The 15,424-nt window shown below is 58.9% G+C and carries 13 protein-coding genes; 4 read left to right on the forward strand and 9 right to left on the reverse strand.

Translation table 11 applies throughout. The annotated features are described in order from the left end of the window. Positions 1-26: 26 nt before the first annotated feature. The 7 genes from Q8N04_03630 to Q8N04_03660 form a co-directional block, all read right to left on the reverse strand. Positions 27-1,178 carry an efflux RND transporter periplasmic adaptor subunit gene (locus tag Q8N04_03630; protein ID MDP3089741.1) on the reverse strand — a complete coding sequence of 384 codons (1,152 nt, stop codon included), beginning with the start codon at positions 1,176-1,178 and terminating at the stop codon, positions 27-29. Then, positions 1,175-2,413: a TolC family protein gene (locus Q8N04_03635; GenBank protein ID MDP3089742.1), complete on the reverse strand. Its 1,239-nt coding sequence runs from the start codon at positions 2,411-2,413 to the stop codon at positions 1,175-1,177. The genes Q8N04_03630 and Q8N04_03635 overlap by 4 nt, the downstream gene beginning before the upstream one ends. Positions 2,414-2,636: 223 nt before the next feature. Beyond that, on the reverse strand, positions 2,637-3,719 hold the full coding sequence (locus Q8N04_03640; protein MDP3089743.1) for a spermidine/putrescine ABC transporter substrate-binding protein: 1,083 nt from the start codon (positions 3,717-3,719) through the stop codon (positions 2,637-2,639). 8 nt (positions 3,720-3,727) lie between these two features. After that, complete coding sequence (locus Q8N04_03645) at positions 3,728-4,495, reverse strand: ABC transporter permease (GenBank protein MDP3089744.1); 768 nt, start codon at positions 4,493-4,495, stop codon at positions 3,728-3,730. Beyond that, on the reverse strand, positions 4,492-5,385 hold the full coding sequence (locus Q8N04_03650) for an ABC transporter permease (protein MDP3089745.1): 894 nt from the start codon (positions 5,383-5,385) through the stop codon (positions 4,492-4,494). Before Q8N04_03650 ends, Q8N04_03645 begins: the two co-directional genes overlap by 4 nt. Further along, entirely contained in the window at positions 5,382-6,482 is a 1,101-nt protein-coding gene (locus tag Q8N04_03655) for an ABC transporter ATP-binding protein (protein MDP3089746.1), read from the reverse strand. Before Q8N04_03655 ends, Q8N04_03650 begins: the two co-directional genes overlap by 4 nt. A 65-nt stretch (positions 6,483-6,547) precedes the next feature. Further along, complete coding sequence (locus tag Q8N04_03660) at positions 6,548-6,838, reverse strand: hypothetical protein (protein MDP3089747.1); 291 nt, start codon at positions 6,836-6,838, stop codon at positions 6,548-6,550. A gap of 120 nt (positions 6,839-6,958) precedes the next feature. On the opposite strand from Q8N04_03660, the gene glgC reads away from it, so the two are divergent. The 3 genes from glgC to Q8N04_03675 all read left to right on the forward strand — a co-directional run bounded on the left by glgC (position 6,959) and on the right by Q8N04_03675 (position 11,193). After that, complete coding sequence (gene glgC, locus Q8N04_03665; GenBank protein ID MDP3089748.1) at positions 6,959-8,197, forward strand: glucose-1-phosphate adenylyltransferase; 1,239 nt, start codon at positions 6,959-6,961, stop codon at positions 8,195-8,197. Beyond that, on the forward strand, positions 8,172-10,031 hold the full coding sequence (locus tag Q8N04_03670) for a helicase-related protein (protein ID MDP3089749.1): 1,860 nt from the start codon (positions 8,172-8,174) through the stop codon (positions 10,029-10,031). Before glgC ends, Q8N04_03670 begins: the two co-directional genes overlap by 26 nt. A gap of 94 nt (positions 10,032-10,125) precedes the next feature. Further along, positions 10,126-11,193, forward strand: coding sequence for a DEAD/DEAH box helicase (locus tag Q8N04_03675; GenBank protein MDP3089750.1), 1,068 nt, complete (start codon positions 10,126-10,128; stop codon positions 11,191-11,193). 21 nt (positions 11,194-11,214) lie between these two features. Here Q8N04_03675 and Q8N04_03680 read toward each other — a convergent pair whose 3' ends face one another. Beyond that, the gene (locus Q8N04_03680; GenBank protein ID MDP3089751.1) at positions 11,215-12,219 is read right to left on the reverse strand and encodes a hypothetical protein; all 1,005 of its coding nucleotides are present in this window, start codon (positions 12,217-12,219) and stop codon (positions 11,215-11,217) included. Positions 12,220-12,227: 8 nt separating this feature from the next. Next, entirely contained in the window at positions 12,228-12,494 is a 267-nt protein-coding gene (locus tag Q8N04_03685) for a hypothetical protein (GenBank protein MDP3089752.1), read from the reverse strand. 571 nt (positions 12,495-13,065) lie between these two features. On the opposite strand from Q8N04_03685, the gene Q8N04_03690 reads away from it, so the two are divergent. Continuing rightward, positions 13,066-15,424: LamG-like jellyroll fold domain-containing protein (locus tag Q8N04_03690; GenBank protein ID MDP3089753.1), on the forward strand; the 2,359-nt coding region annotated here is incomplete at its 3' end.

A 15,424-nucleotide genomic window follows, 5' to 3' on the forward strand; every position in this document is an offset into this window, starting at 1 on the left:
CAACAGCAGAAAAGACTTGCACGAGATTAGGTCCCTTTGACTTCCTGGCCCTTAATCAGAACGGCCCCCCTGATCACGATTCGCTGGCCCCGAGTCAGGCCGTCCAAGACACGAACCTGATCCGTAGAAATATTCGAAACCTTCACCTCGCGCTTGACGTAGCGATTCGGTTCTTCCACGACATAAACGAATTGCTTCCCGTCCGATTCCAGCACGGCTTCACGGGGAACCACAATAAACGGCGTGGCATCGCCGACATCGAGGTGCAGCCGCGCAAACATTTCCGGCTTCAGCTTATGCGGATTATTGTTCACCCAGGCCCGGACCTTAATCGTGCGCGTGGCCGGATCGACGACATCGCCAATGGCGGCCACCGTCGCAGGAAAATCGACGCCGGGGTAGGCTTCCACGGTGACCATGGCAAACTGTCCTTCCCTGACGAGGGCCAGGTCACGCTCATACAAATCGGCTAAGACTTGCAACATATCCAAGTCCGCCACGGTAAACAGCACTTGCGACGGATCGCCCCCGACCGACTGGCCCGGCGTCACCGCTCGCTCGACCACAATCCCAGTCAACGGGCTCTTCATCTCAAATCGTGAGGTGATTTTCTGCTTATCCAACGGTTTCGTCAGCTCATCGGCCGGGACACGCAGAGAGAGCAGCCGCTCTTTGGCGCGGCGGAATTCCGCTCGGGCTTTAACCAGTTCATTCTCGGCCTGCTTCAAATCTTTGAGCGGCATCGCCTTGTTTTCGTATAGGTCTTTCGCCAGCTCGAAGGCCCGCGTCGCATACTGCAGATCCGAATCTTCCTTCACATACTCCGAATAGGCCTGGGCAATGTCCTGGCTGTCGACGATCAGCAACACATCACCCGCCTTCACACGATCACCCAGATGCGCCCGCACCTCGACGACCCGGCCCTGCAATGGCGAGGAAATCTTGGAATAGCGGTCTTCGCCGTAGGCCACTTTCCCCGACAAGATCAGCGCCTGGTGCGACGGACTGAATTCCACTACCGCCGTTTCAACTCGTGGCTGCGATGGTGCGGGAACCGGGGCAGTCTTCGCGAGAGGGGCCGTGACCGATTCAGATGGCGAGGGTTGGTCAGATTTTCCACAACCGGAGATGATAAGGAGCGCCAGCGCGATTGCCAGCGGAGCCATATGAGCACTCATAAGGATATCTCCTGCCCCACCGCACTCTCCAATTGAATCACGTTGCGTTGATAGTTGAAGAGGGCCTCGAAATAGTTCTGTTGAATCGTTCTGGAAGTCCGAGCCGCATCGAGCAAATCCAGGATCGTCGCCCCGCCCCGTTCGTAAGCCCGCTCCACAATCGTAAAGGTTGAGCGGGCATCCTCCAAGACACCTCCAAGAAAAGCCTCCACCAGCCGCCGGCTTTGGAGCAGATTCTTGTAGGCCACATCCACCTCGTTTTCAACCTGGTTCAGCGTCTTACTCAGGTCGGCCTCGGCCGTCTGCACCGCCACCTCTGCCTGCATGATACCGCCCTGATTGCGATTGAACAATGGCAGCGGAATCCCCAGGCTGAGCGCCACCTGGCCGGGATTGTCGGGCCCTTTCGGCCCCTGTATCGAATATCCCGCGCCGACCGTGACGTCCGGAATGCGATAGGCCTTGGCCAGACGAAGATCCGCTTCGCGCTGGGACATAATGAATCGTTTAGAACGCACATCCGGTCGCGCATCCAGCGCCACAGTCCGGAGTCGACCGATGTCCGGATCAACGCGCTTGTAGTCGAACTCCGACGTCAACTCAAGGACAGTCGCCGGAGAAACCCGAAGCAACTGGCGAAGATCCGCCCGCGCCGTCTCCCCTTCCTGAAGCGATTGAATGACTTGCGATTGAAAGTCGATGAATTGCAGGCGAATCCTGATCAAATCCACTTCGGCGATATAGCCTTTTTTGAAACGGATCGTATTCACCTCAAGAATACGCGAAAACCGGTCCCGATTTTCTTCGGCCAGGGCCAGCCGTCGCTGCGCCAACTGCGTACGGTTATAGGCATCTTTCACCGTGAATGTGAGCTGGCGCACGGCATCTTCGAAAGCGGCCTCAACTGACTGGGTGCCAAACGCCGCACTTTCAATCCGATACCCGCGCTTGCCGGCCAGCTCGAACAATTGTTGAATCTGCCCGATGACAGCCCCGCTGTTACCCGCCGTCCTCCCCTGGGTAAAGGCGCTCAATGTCCCAATCGACGCGACTGGGTTTGGAAACAACCTGGCGGTGATCTGCTGGCCCTTCGCAGAGTCGATCCCGAACTTGGCCATAAGCAGATCGAGATTCTGGCGGAGGAACAGCGCCACCGTTTCATCAAGACTCAGACGAAGAGCCGGCACCGGCGGGATTGGACTCAGAGACTTTGTCGGGCTATCGGCAGCAGCCACAAGCGAATCTGCCGATACAGGAAGTACGAACGCACAGAAACACATGAGGAGGATTCTGCCTAGCGGCACCCCCATCAACCCGAGCTTATTCAATTGCATCGATTCGTATCTGCCCACGTCCCCACACATGTCCGGTGAGTTGCAGCGAGAGGATGAATTCAGAAGAAAGACAACCACATTATACTGATTTCTTCAGCACTTGCAAAGCGATCCCGATATCCGGCTATTGCATTTTGAGCTCTGTCCAAGCCCGATCATACGTGCGCATCGCCTTCCCCACATCCCCCATCCATTCCATCCGCGGAATCAGCTCAGCCGGAGGATACACGGCTGGATTTTCAAGAATATCCTTTTTGATCCAGGACCGGGCCTCACGGTTCGATGCGGCAAAGAGTAATCGTTCCGCTGTCCGTGCCGCCACGCGCGCATCGATCAGAAAATTGATGAACTGCATGGCCAACGCCTTGTTCGGTGACGTACGAAGAACCACGAGGCAATCGGCCCAAATAGTCCCCCCTTCCTTGGGGACCACATAGCGAATCGACGATCGATCGCGCATCGCCCGCGCGACCGGCCCGCCCCATCCTTGCGCCAGTACCACGTCGCCGGATGCTAAGAGCTGATCGTAGTGTTCACTCGCATAGGTTTTCACCAGCGGTTTCTGGGCGATCAGTTTTTGCTTGGCCGCTTCGATCATGCCGGAATCGGTGGTATTCATCGATTGTCCCATCGAGCGCAGGACGGCCCCGAAGACCTCCCGCTGATCGTTCAACATACTGATTCTGCCGCGATAGCGGCTATCCCACAGAATGTCCCAACTGTCCGGCGGGGGTGTCACCACGGCCGAATCGTAACCGATTCCCACCGTACCCCAGAGATACGGCACGGCATAGCGATGCGTCGGGTCGAAGACCGGATGCTGGAGATGCGGCTCAAGCGCCTTCAGATTCGGCAAGGCGGGTAAATCCAGCTCGGCCAGCATTCCTTGCGCAGCCATGATCGACACCATGAAATCCGAGGGAACGGTCACATCGTATCCTGAGGCCCCACCCTGGAGCTTGGCCAGCAACTCTTCGTTGCTGCTGAACGTATCGACGACAACACGCGCGCGATACGCCTGCTCAAACTCATGAATCAACTCAGGGCTGACATAGTCCGACCAGGTGAAATAGTGCAGCGTCGCCATCGCACCGGTGCCGCCCTGCTGATTGGTCTCTCGCCCCCGGTCGCACCCGTTCCATAAAAGAACGGCGACGGCGATCGCGGCAACCCCCAGAACTTTGACGAGGTCTTGTGAGATGGACATAGGCCCTGTTACCGCCGTTGAAACACAAGGGACAGGCCGACCAGTCCCATGGAGGCCAGGACCAGCACAGAAGACAGGGCATTGATCTCCGGAGAAAGACCGGACTTGATCATGGAATACACCTTGAGCGGTAAGGTGGTGGCGCCGGGGCCGGCGACGAAGAACGTCACAATGAAGTCGTCGAGCGAAATCGTAAACGCCAGGAGCGTAGCCCCCAGCACAGCTGGACGCACCAGCGGCCAGGTCACCCGGCAAAACGTCTGCCCTGCCGACGCGCCGAGATCGCTCGCCGCCTCTTCCAATCGCGGATCGAGCTTCTGCAGCCTGGCCCGCACCATCACAATGACCACCGGCAGATTGAATGCGGCATGCCCCATGACGACCGTAGCCAGACTCAGCGGCCATTGAATCATCACGAAGAATAGCAACAGCGCCACACCCATCATCACTTCAGGAAGCACGAGTGGCAGCAAAAAGATCGTGTCCAACGCCTGCCTGCCACGCCCCCTCAAACGCTCCAATCCCATCGCGGCCGGCACGCCAAGGAGCACCACAAGACTTGTAGACAACGCCGCAACCCAGAGCGAATTCACCGCAGCGGCCAATAGGGCTTCGTCATGCCACAGCACCCCGTACCAGTGCCACGAGAACCCCTGCCACACCGCCGACAAACGTGACGCATTAAAAGAGAACACCACCAGCACGATGATCGGCAGATAGAGGAACGCCATGCCGAGTCCGCTGATGCCCCGCAGCCAGAGCCCTTGTCCGCTCATTGCTCGCCTCGCCGGCCGGCCTGCGGCGATTGTGCGTTGAAGTACCACAGGAGGTTGCCCATCACAATGAGCATGAGCACGATGGACAACGCCGAGCCCAGCGGCCAGTCCCGCGCGACCAGATACTCATGCTGAATCAGATTTCCCACCATCATGCTGCGCCCCCCCCCGAGCAGATCCGGCGTCAAGTACGCGCCCAGCGAGGGGATAAACACCAGCACACAGCCGGCAATGATTCCGGGCTTCGCCAGCGGAATCAGCACCCGACGAAACAGCGCCCACCGGTCCGCATAGAGATCCCGGGCCGCTTCGATCAAGGCCGGGTCAATCCGTTCAATGGCCGCGTAGAGCGGCAAGACCATAAACGGCAGATACCCATAGACCAGGCCGAGAAGGACCGCCTGATTGGAATAGAGCAGGTCGAGCGGCATCGAGATCAGATGCCATTGCATGAGCACGGTATTCAGCAGCCCTTCGGTCCGCAGAATAAAGATCCAGGCATACGTCCGCACCAGGAAATTGGTCCAAAAGGGAATCATGATGAGCACCAGCCACAAGGCTTGTCGCCGCGGCGGCAGCCGGGCGATGTAGTACGCCAGAGGGAAACCCAGCACGAGGCACAGCCCTGTGGTCACCCCGGCGAGGAACAGCGACTGTCCGAAGATCCGCCCATAGAGGGGATGCAGCAGGTCGCGATAGTTCTCCAGACTGAACTCCCACACAACACCCCCGTAGGTGCCGCGCGTGGCAAAACTCACCGCCAGAACGACGACCATCGGGAGCAGACAGAAGACGGTGGTCCACAGTAGACCGGGACCGAGCAGTCGCCGACCTCGAAAGCGGGAAGAAAGACCGGCAGCAGACTCTGCGGACGATGACCATGAATTCATGTCAGAGGGATCACCACTCCATCAGCTGAATTCCACTGCAGCGAGACAGGCGCCCCGACCGCAACCGGGCGACTCCCTGACCCGGCATTCGAGGCCTGAATGGTCCAGCGCACTGACGGTCCGATCCGCACGACCCCCTGCCATTCACTGCCGATGTAGCGCATCGTTTCGACCACGCCATACAAACAATTCGCCCCGGCAGCCGCAACATGGCCCGGCGTGATGCGAATGCGCTCAGGCCTGACCGTCAGCACGACCTGTATGCCCGGCTTGAGGCCTGTAGGAACCGACACGCGAATCCCCCGCGGCGGGGGGATGTCACTCGGCATGAGGGTCCCTTCCCCGGCTTGAACATCGGACAACGTACCGGACACCTCATTGCTCACTCCCACGAATCGCGCCACGAACAGATTCTCGGGACGCTCATAGAGGTCCTCCGGCCGCCCGACTTGCATCACCCGTCCCTGCTGCATGACCGCCAGCCGGTCGGACAACGCCAACGCCTCCTCCTGGTGATGCGTGACACACACAAAGGTCAGCCCCACATGCGCCTGGATGGTTTTGAGCTCGGTTTGCATTTGCTGTCGGAGCTGCTGATCCAGCGCGGCCAGGGGCTCATCCAGCAGAACGACCGCAGGCCGATTGACGAGTGCCCGAGCGAGCGCCACCCGTTGCTGTTCGCCCCCTGAGAGCTGACCCGGCAGACGGTCCCGCTTCTCGCTCAACCGGACCAGTTCCAGCGTGGCTCCAACCCGCTCGACGATCTCGCCGTGCGGCACGCGCTTCATCTCGAGGCCGAAGGCCACATTCTCTGCAACCGACATATGAGGAAAGAGTGCGTAGGATTGAAAGACAAGATTCACCGGCCGGCGATTCGGCGGAACCCCCGCCATCGATCGGCCGTCGATGAGAATGTCACCGGCATCGGGCGTTTCAAAGCCGGCCAGCATTCTGAGGAGTGACGTCTTCCCGGCCCCGCTGGGGCCGAGGAGTGAAAAGAATTCCCCGCGGCTGATCTGCAGGGACACATGATCGACGGCAAGCGTCGCCCCGTGACGTTTGACCAGGGCTCGAATGTCGATGCTCAGGTCAGTCACGGCTCCGGAATCCTATGTCGGGGAACAGCGCCGAGGGACACAGGGGCGAGGAACGCACCGCACGCTCAACTATCCAGTCCGACCTTGGCACTCCCGTCACGGAGATGCTTCCGGACGCGCACTTTTTCGTGATGCTTCCGCAAGAGCTGCTGCCGGATGACATTCCGGTCTTCCGCGACGATCCGCACCAACCGGTCCACATCTTCGGCATGGTCGCGGACCAATTCGGTGAGCTTTTGCAGCTGGGCTTCCAACCGCTCCACCCGCCAGGACACGCTTTCGGTCTCCACGACCTGTTTGCTCACGGCCTTGCCGTTCTTGCGGGGAAGCGCGGCAACAATCAAATCACGTTTCATAGGAGCTCCTTTAGTCCTCAGACCCACCGCGTATCGGGGCTAGTATTGTCTCTGCAGTTCCCGAAGTCAATCATTCCCCTTTCTTTCCATTTCAGTACCGTCCTGTTACAATTCGCCGCGATGAACAATATCTTCACGATGATCCTGGCCGGAGGCAAAGGCGAGCGGCTCTCTCCGCTCACTGAACAACGCGCCAAGCCGGCGGTCCCCTTCGGCGGGAAGTACCGTATCATCGACTTTGCGCTGAGCAACTGCCTCAACTCCGGCCTGCGCCGGATCGCCGTGCTGATTCAATACAAATCGCACTCGCTCGATAAGCACATCCGGAGCGGATGGAATATTTTGAACTCGGAGCTCGGCGAATACATCGCGTCGGTTCCTCCCCAGCAGCGCATCAGCGAGGAATGGTACCGGGGCACTGCCGATGCCGTGTACCAAAACATGTTCCTCCTCGACACCGAGCAGGCCGACTATCTTCTGATTCTGGCCGGCGACCACATTTACAAGATGAACTATGCCGACATGTTCCACTGGCTGCTGGCCAAAGGGGCCGACGTCGTCGTGGGCGCCCTCGATATTCCCGTTGAGGACGCCACACGCTTCGGCGTCATCAGCGTGGATGCTGATCTGCGCATCAATCGTTTCGATGAAAAGCCGAAGCACCCTACACCGATCCCCGGAGATCCGACACACGCCTTTGCCTCCATGGGCATCTACCTCTTCAAGACCGAGGCGCTCAAAAAGCATTTGATCGCCGATTCCCAGGAAGGCACGGCCCACGACTTCGGCAAGAACATCATCCCGCGCATGATCCAGGAAGGCCGGGTCTATGCCTTCAAGTTTCAGGACGAGAACAAGAAGGCCGTGAAATACTGGCGGGATATCGGGACCCTCGACGCCTACTGGGAAGCCAATATGGATCTGGTCGCCGTCGACCCGCTGTTCAATCTCTACGATCCCAACTGGCCGATCCGCACCTATCAAGGCCAGTTTCCACCGGCGAAGTTTGTCTTCGCGCAAGATTATCAGGGCGGCCGCATGGGTGTCGCTCTGGACTCCGTGGTCTGCGGAGGCTGTATCGTCTCCGGCGGGCGCGTCCAGAACTCCGTGCTCTCCCCGAATGTGCGGGTGCTGGACCACGCCGAGGTGCGCGAATCGATCGTGATGGAGAATGTCGTGATCGGTGAACACAGCCGCATCCGCCGGGCGATTATCGACAAAGACGTGATTATCCCGCCCCATACGGAAATCGGGTACGATCGGGAGGCCGACGCCCGGCGATTCACCGTCACGGAATCAGGCCTGGTCGTCATCTCAAAGGGAATGAAGCTCAATGCCTCCCTCGATTCATCCGGTTGATCTCATCGCCGCGCTTCGCGAGAAATCGCTGACGCCGGCGATTGTCTTTCTCACCTCACGCCGTGCCTGCGACGAAGCCATGGAGGCGTTCGACCACGCCCACACGGTGCTCCCGCCGGTGCGCCAGCAAGCCATCGCTGCCGCGCTTGAGCGGGTCATCACCCAATATCCCAGCATCGCGGAACACCCCTTGATTCCGACCGTCCAGCGGATCGGCGTGGCGGCCCATCACGCCGGCCACCTCCCGTCCTGGAAGATCGCGATCGAAGAATTGATGCGGCAGGGCTGCCTCGACGCGGTCTTTGCGACCACGACATTGGCCGCCGGTGTCGACTTTCCGGCGCGCACCGTCGTGATCACGCAATCCAGCATCCGGAAGGCCCGGGACTTCATGGATCTGACCATCGGGGAAGTGCAGCAGATTGCCGGACGGGCCGGCCGCCGCGGCAAAGATTACGTCGGATTCGCCGTCGTGACCCCGTCTCCCTATATCGATCTGGAAGTGCTGACCAAGGGGTTCACCGGAAATCCGGAAGCCATCGACAGCCAATTCACCATCAGTTATCCGATGGTCCTCAATCTCTTGAAAGCCCATCCCCACGAGCAGATTCAGGCGATTCTGGCCAAGAGCTTTGCCCAGTTCCAGCTCAACCAGCGTGCGAATGTGCTCGAAGGAAAACTGGACGTCCTGCACACGCAAATGGAGCCCTTCGGCCCGCGTGTCTGCACGGACTGGATTACCCAGTGGCACACGTTCGATCAAGCCCGGCGGCAAAAACCCCATCGACACCAGATCGCCCGCCACGAAACTCCCGAAGTCACAGCGCGATTTCACTTCATGACGACAGGCCGTGTGGTCGGGCTCAATAAAGGACGGGGCATCGTCTTGCGCCAATACCGGAGCAAGGGACAAAAAAGCCCGATGGTCACCGTGTTGCGGGCCGGTGGAGCCGTCACCGAATCCCCTGCCGGCATCGTCACCGATGTGTTCGATCGCCTCTTCGAATGCACGGAGCAGCAAGGCTATCCCTGGTGCACCCCCGAATCGTTCGATGAATTGCTCTACCAGTTGACGGAATTGCCGACCAGGCTGCCGCTGCTGCCGATTCTGGTCTCGAAAGAATCGGAGCTGATTCCCGACGCGATCGTGCAAACCCTGGGCGACTTCCCCTGCCCGACTTGTTCCTCGCGCCCGGCATGCCAAAAAGACTACCTTCTGGCCTCCCGCCTGCGGCAGGAACAACAGCGCCACATCAAATCGATCCAGGCGCTGCGCACCAGTTTGTGGCACCGGTTCCAAGAGCGGATCGAAGTGCTGCAGAAATTCGGCTACCTGAGCCCCACCTCGCATTTGACGGACGACGGCGAATGGGCGCGGCTCATCCGCATCGATCATTCTCTGCTCATCACTGAATTGATCCGGGCCGAGGCCTTTGCCGGCGCGGACCCGGCCGTGCTCACCGGCGTGATGGCCAGCATCGCCCACGACGACGACCGGCCCGGAGCCTTCCCGCGGGTCAGCACCGGACTCAGCTCGCTGCTTGGGCAGGTCCGCAAACTGGCGGAAAGCCTCTCGCCCTATGAAGATCCCCCGTTGCTGCGCGCGGACATCGCCGCAGTCGCCGAGCGCTGGGTGTCTGACCCGAGTCTGACCTGGATCGGCCTCTGCCGCTCGACCACCATGGCGGAGGGTGACATCTATCGCCTGCTTGCCCGAACACTCGAATTCCTCTCGCAGTTGCACACCCTGCGTTCTACCCATCCCGGGCTGGCAGACTCAGCGTCCCAGGCCATCGCACTGATACGCCGCGGCGTGCTGGAAGAACTACCATGAACAGTGTTGGGTGACGCGTGACGAGCGTCAAGAGCCATGTGAATAGACAGCTTCACCTGATCACTGATCACCCGTCACTCATCACGAGGCCCCAATGACCACTGACGAACTGACACAGCTCTTAGTCCAACAACCGATCGCCGTCCTCCATAAACTATCGCGCGGACGCGTACACCGGCACTTTCGGGCAGGCAAACGCCGTCTTATCGAACTGCTGCTGCAACACTCGTCACAAAACCTCGCTGGCCTCGAATCCGACTTACAAGCTCTCATCGGCGAACGGCAAACACACGCACAAGTCGCCCCGGCGCCGGCCCGACCGGCGGCGCCGCGACACACCGCTCCTCCTCCAAGCAGAAGGCCGCATCGCGCGCATGAACCGGAATCCACCGATCCGGGGGTTTCACTGGCAGCCTGGCTGGAAGGGCTCGGCGTGCCGAGTCCGCAACCATTTGTCCCGGATCCCTGGCAGGAAGACGCGCTGGCAGGACTGGCAGAAACAGATGTGGTCGTGAGCGTGCCGACCGGGAGCGGAAAAACCTATGTGGCTGTGGAAGCCGCGCGCCGCGCGATGGACGAGAACCGGACAGTCATCTACACATCCCCGCTGAAAGCGCTCTCGAATACGAAGTTCACCGAATTCTCCAAGATCTTCGGCAGCGACCGCGTCGGCATTCTGACAGGGGACCGGCAGGACAACAGTCAGGCGCCCATCCTCATCATGACCACGGAAATTCTCCGCAATCTGCTCTACGACGCAGCCAGCGGCGAAATCGATGTGCGGTTGGATACGCTCGGGCTGGTGATCTTAGACGAATCGCAATATCTGGCAGATCCGGAACGGGGTGTCGTGTGGGAAGAGACCATCATCTTCTGTCCCTCGCAAGCGAAGCTGCTGTTGCTCTCCGCCTCGATCGGCAATCCGCAGGACATCGCCGACTGGCTCACATCTATCCGGCCCTCGCCCTGCCGCCTGGTCCGCCATAGCAAACGGACCGTGCCGCTGCGGGCGGGCTTTCTCCACCCCAACGGCAAGCTCACCCCGCTCTTCCGCACCGCCGGGATTCCCTACGGCCAGCCGGGACAACTCCACCCGGAAGCCAAACGGCTGTTCCTGCAATATGAAGAGGACACGCTGCCGTCCGGACGCCCGCGGCGCTGAGTTCGAATGATTCCCGATTAACTAGAAAGTCGCAGTGAGCCCGAAGGTCGCGCCGTGGCGAAGAGATTGGAATTGCGTAAGAGGGTAGGTCTGCGAGCCTCCGCCGACTGGATGATTTTTCCAAGTGCCATCCACCATCCTGTTCCACCAGACCCGATAACCAAGATCCACGGTAAGATTCTTCAATACATAGAACTTCAACCCCGCGTCTGCATCAGCACCCACACCGATCCCATACATTGTAAAACTCGGATTCTGAAACACGTTGAGACGGAGATGGTGCGTGTCCTGATTCTCGAAGATGCTCAGCGGTTTCAAGATGGCTGCTCCATGAATACCTAGCCAACGCGTCAGACGATACTCTGTCTCTATTCCAGTTCGCAACGAATACCAGGAGGTCACATTGGTTATTGCCAGTGTGGACGCACCCACTGACCCGACAGGGCATAAGAAAGCGCCGCCCCCAAGATCTACTGTAGAGCCCGCACCCGAACAGGACACTTGTCTCACACCATAAGCCTTATGCTCTTCATGCCAATATTGAAACCCGACTATGGCGTCAAGGGCCCCGCGTCCGTTGGGATAGCTGAGGATTCTCCCACCGCCCTCCACATTGATGTAAAACATACTCGAATTCCTAATATCGCTGTGCGTCCTCAAAGATGGGTTTCCTCCGTCCTGAGCGAGAAAATCATCGTCTGTGAGGCGCCCTCCGCCGATGTCTGCATATCCGAAATTCAGACGTCCAAACCAGCGGGATCGGCTACTCACTTTAACGGTTACTTCCGTAATGTTTGCAGTGTGGTCGGTATAGGTCAGCTTAGACGTTGGATTGCCAAGAGGAGAAACCGATGAGGCATTATGGCTCCAGCGCGTGTCTCCAGTACTAATCCACGCTCCCAGGCTCACATCGACCTTAAGGCTAGATGGAGCAGGCTCAACCTGGGCCGACACCGTATCGACTCCACTAAACATCAGAACCAGTGGAGCCCATATCACAAAAAACTTGCCGGCAACCAACCTCACACTAGCTCTCACCGTCTCATCCCTCCCCGCTGAATGACCACCGTATCGACGCACCGCTCGACCGTTTCCGGCATAACCCGCTGACAAGCCGCCCGGATATCCGCCTCATTGTGCTGACGTTGAATCACGAAAGAAAACCACACCAGCCAGGTACCGATGGCGGCAACCAGGATCGTGCCGACAAGGAACGCGCCCCACAGTCTCCAGGAATTCCCGCGAGACAAGCAGATGCTTCCGTCACCATGGCCGTGTGGTTCAGTGTGATGTATTTGCATAGTTGGCCTTTCTCCGTCCGATTTCTTCACAACGGAGAATCATTCGAATCATACCCGAGCACCTTGCCGCTGAATAGCCTTTTGCTCATCCGCGCCAGTGCCCCATGCGCTGACAATCGGTTTCGCCCCAGCTCCTGAGATCATGCCTCAGCGCTTACAGATGGCCAACGCTGCTCTCCCCAGTCTTCGATCAAATACCCAGACTGACTGCAATCCTAGGCCTGTCGCAAAGGATCTCCATGATTTTCACCTCCGCATTCGCCGGTGAAGGCCACCGCGTACAATCCTACAGCCGGCCAATCGGCTCTCCGTGCCGCCGCGAGGCGCACCTCCTTGTCACGAACCGTTTTGCAGGCATTTAAAGGGTTTTTCGAAGAACATTCCTCCACAGAGACGACGGCACGGTCATTGCTTAGGCTTCCCCACCAAGGGTTCTCTATCGGTTGTTTGTCGGCTTTGAAAAGTGGATCACCTGCCCTCTGATCACTGGACCTGCTGACTCCACATCGCGGACTGCCCATTTAATCGACATCGTCGTTGTAACAACTCACTCTGGATCATGGTGTAACGAATGCCTGGAAATATTCTTCGTGTGCTGGGTGCCGTCCTCTTCGCAACATGTTTCGCGACGACCCTGCACGCTCAAACCGGCCCGACGTCCGGTCCTCTGCGCATCCATCCGACAAACCCGCGATACTTCGCCGACGCGACGGGACGCCCCGTCTACTTGACCGGATCGCACATCTGGCACAGTCTTCAAGACGGAAATGCGACGGCATTCAACTATTCCGCTTACCTCGACCAGCTACGAGCCAACAACCATAACTTCATCCGCCTCTGGACTGCCGAGTCTCCCCAGGCCGACGTCGCCCTCATGCCGGCCCCGGGATTCACGGGAGCCGCCCCCTGGTACCAGAAAGCCACCCCCCTGCCCTACGCACGAACGGGGCCGGGCACCGCCGCAGACGGATCCCCCAAATTCAACCTGGCGCAATTCGATCAAGCGTACTTCGATCGATTACGCGCACGGGTCATTGCGGCCCGCGACCGAGGGATCTACGTCAGCATCATGTTGTTTAATTTCCGTGATGTCTGGAATGCAAATGCGCTCACTCCCGGCCGGAACGTGTGGCGCTACCACCCCTACAATCCGAGTAACAACGTCAACGGTATCAACGGAGATCCGAACGGAAACGGCAACGGCGAAGAAACGCATACCCTGCAGCTTGCCGCCGTCACACAGCTGCAAGACGCCTACGTCAGAAAGGTCGTCGACACGGTCAACGACCTGAATAACGTCATATTCGAAATCTCCAATGCCGATACGCCCGGTGACCCAGCGTGGCAATCATACGTGGCGACACTGATTAGAACCTACGAGGCAGGGAAGGCCTCCCAACATGCGGTCGGAATGACCGGGGCCCAAGGCACCGGCAACACCGCCCTCCTCAATAGTCCGGCAGATTGGCTGTCCTTCGCAGCGGGATCGCTCGAGAACCCCAGCGATCCATTCATCAGCAGCCCTCCGGCCACCGACGGAACCAAAATCAGCATCCTCGACACGGAGCATCTCGGCTACGCGCTCTTTCAACACAATCCGTCGGCGACAACCATGTGGGTGTGGAAAAGCTTCCTGCGTGGACATAACCCGATCTTGATGGAGGACTTGCTCAGCTCTGCAGGATTCGTAGCGGGACGATCTGCCATGGGTCACACGCGTTCCTACGCCACACGAATGGACCTGGCCTCCATGGCGCCTCGAAGCGCGCTCTCGACGACCGGCTACTGCCTGGCAAATCAGGGCCGCGAGTATTTGGCCTACCAACCGGGATCCGGGAGCTTCTCCGTCGATCTCACGTCAGGCACCTACACCTACGAATGGTTCAACCCGACAACCGGTGCGGTCGCCGCCACGGGCAGCGTCGGCGCCCCCGGAGGCCCGCAAGCCTTCACCCCGCCGTTCAGCGGCCCGGCCGTGCTGTATCTCAATTCGAACCCCTCCTTCACCCCCACATCAGCTGCTCATGCCACCACAGCCGGCCGCTGGACCTTCGAAGAAGGAACTGGATCGACGACAGCCGATATATCGGGGAATGGACTCCGTGGCACGCTGATAAATGGTCCCAGATGGATCACCGGAAAGACAGGTGGTGGACTGAGCTTTGACGGAGCCGACGACTATGTACAAATTCCCAATCTCGGAATGCTTTCTCCACAGAAACTAACCGTTGCTCTGTGGGTGAAGCCCTCAACATTTGCAAACAGCTATTGGAACTCCACGCTGGCAAACGTAGGGCTCCATGATTGGATAGATGGATACTACGCGTTGGCCCTCAGCACCACAGGAAAGCTTCTCGCCTGCCTCAACATCGGCGATGGATCCGAGAACATGTTTTATCTCGAGGGACCGTCGATCAGTCTCGGCCAATGGCACCATCTCGCCATGACGTACGACAATTCGAGTTTACGGCTATATGTAGACGGCATCCCGGCCGGACAGCTGCCGATCAATCGAATTCGGACCACCAACCAGGCACCACTGATTTTAGGGAGGCGGGGAGACTCCGGTCACCACTTCAATGGCGTACTCGACGATGTGGAGATCCTCAGTCAGGCCCTAAGCCCCGCCGAGATTACAGGAATAATGACCGGAAATCAGCCAGCAACACCCACAAACGCACCTCTTCTGACAGCAGCATCCAGTCTTACCTCGAGTACCTTGTCCCCTGCCACTACGCCCATAGCTACTGCATCATTAGCAACCACTCCCTCTTCGGCGGCTGGTATCGCCTACCGAGCATCAACGGATTTTTCCGCCGTGCAGGGGCAGCGGGGCTGGTTTTATCTCAACTCTGCGGGCACCCGCTTGACCTTTAATACCACGGCCAACTATTGGCAGGGCGCAGAAACCTATCTCTTTCTGGCAGCCA

The sequence above is a fragment of the Nitrospira sp. genome (assembly GCA_030692565.1).
In the GTDB taxonomy this organism is placed as follows: domain Bacteria; phylum Nitrospirota; class Nitrospiria; order Nitrospirales; family Nitrospiraceae; genus Nitrospira_D.

Bases quoted from the DNA above. Each gene is read 5' to 3' on its own strand.
- Q8N04_03640 (MDP3089743.1), bottom strand. From the start codon at position 3,719: ATGTCCATCTCACAAGACCTCGTCAAAGTTCTGGGGGTTGCCGCGATC.
- Q8N04_03685 (MDP3089752.1), bottom strand. From the start codon at position 12,494: ATGCAAATACATCACACTGAACCACACGGCCATGGTGACGGAAGCATC.
- Q8N04_03670 (MDP3089749.1), top strand. From the start codon at position 8,172: ATGCCTCCCTCGATTCATCCGGTTGATCTCATCGCCGCGCTTCGCGAG.
- Q8N04_03660 (MDP3089747.1), bottom strand. From the start codon at position 6,838: ATGAAACGTGATTTGATTGTTGCCGCGCTTCCCCGCAAGAACGGCAAG.
- Q8N04_03645 (MDP3089744.1), bottom strand. From the start codon at position 4,495: ATGAGCGGACAAGGGCTCTGGCTGCGGGGCATCAGCGGACTCGGCATG.
- Q8N04_03630 (MDP3089741.1), bottom strand. From the start codon at position 1,178: ATGAGTGCTCATATGGCTCCGCTGGCAATCGCGCTGGCGCTCCTTATC.
- Q8N04_03675 (MDP3089750.1), top strand. From the start codon at position 10,126: ATGACCACTGACGAACTGACACAGCTCTTAGTCCAACAACCGATCGCC.
- glgC (MDP3089748.1), top strand. From the start codon at position 6,959: ATGAACAATATCTTCACGATGATCCTGGCCGGAGGCAAAGGCGAGCGG.
- Q8N04_03650 (MDP3089745.1), bottom strand. From the start codon at position 5,385: ATGAATTCATGGTCATCGTCCGCAGAGTCTGCTGCCGGTCTTTCTTCC.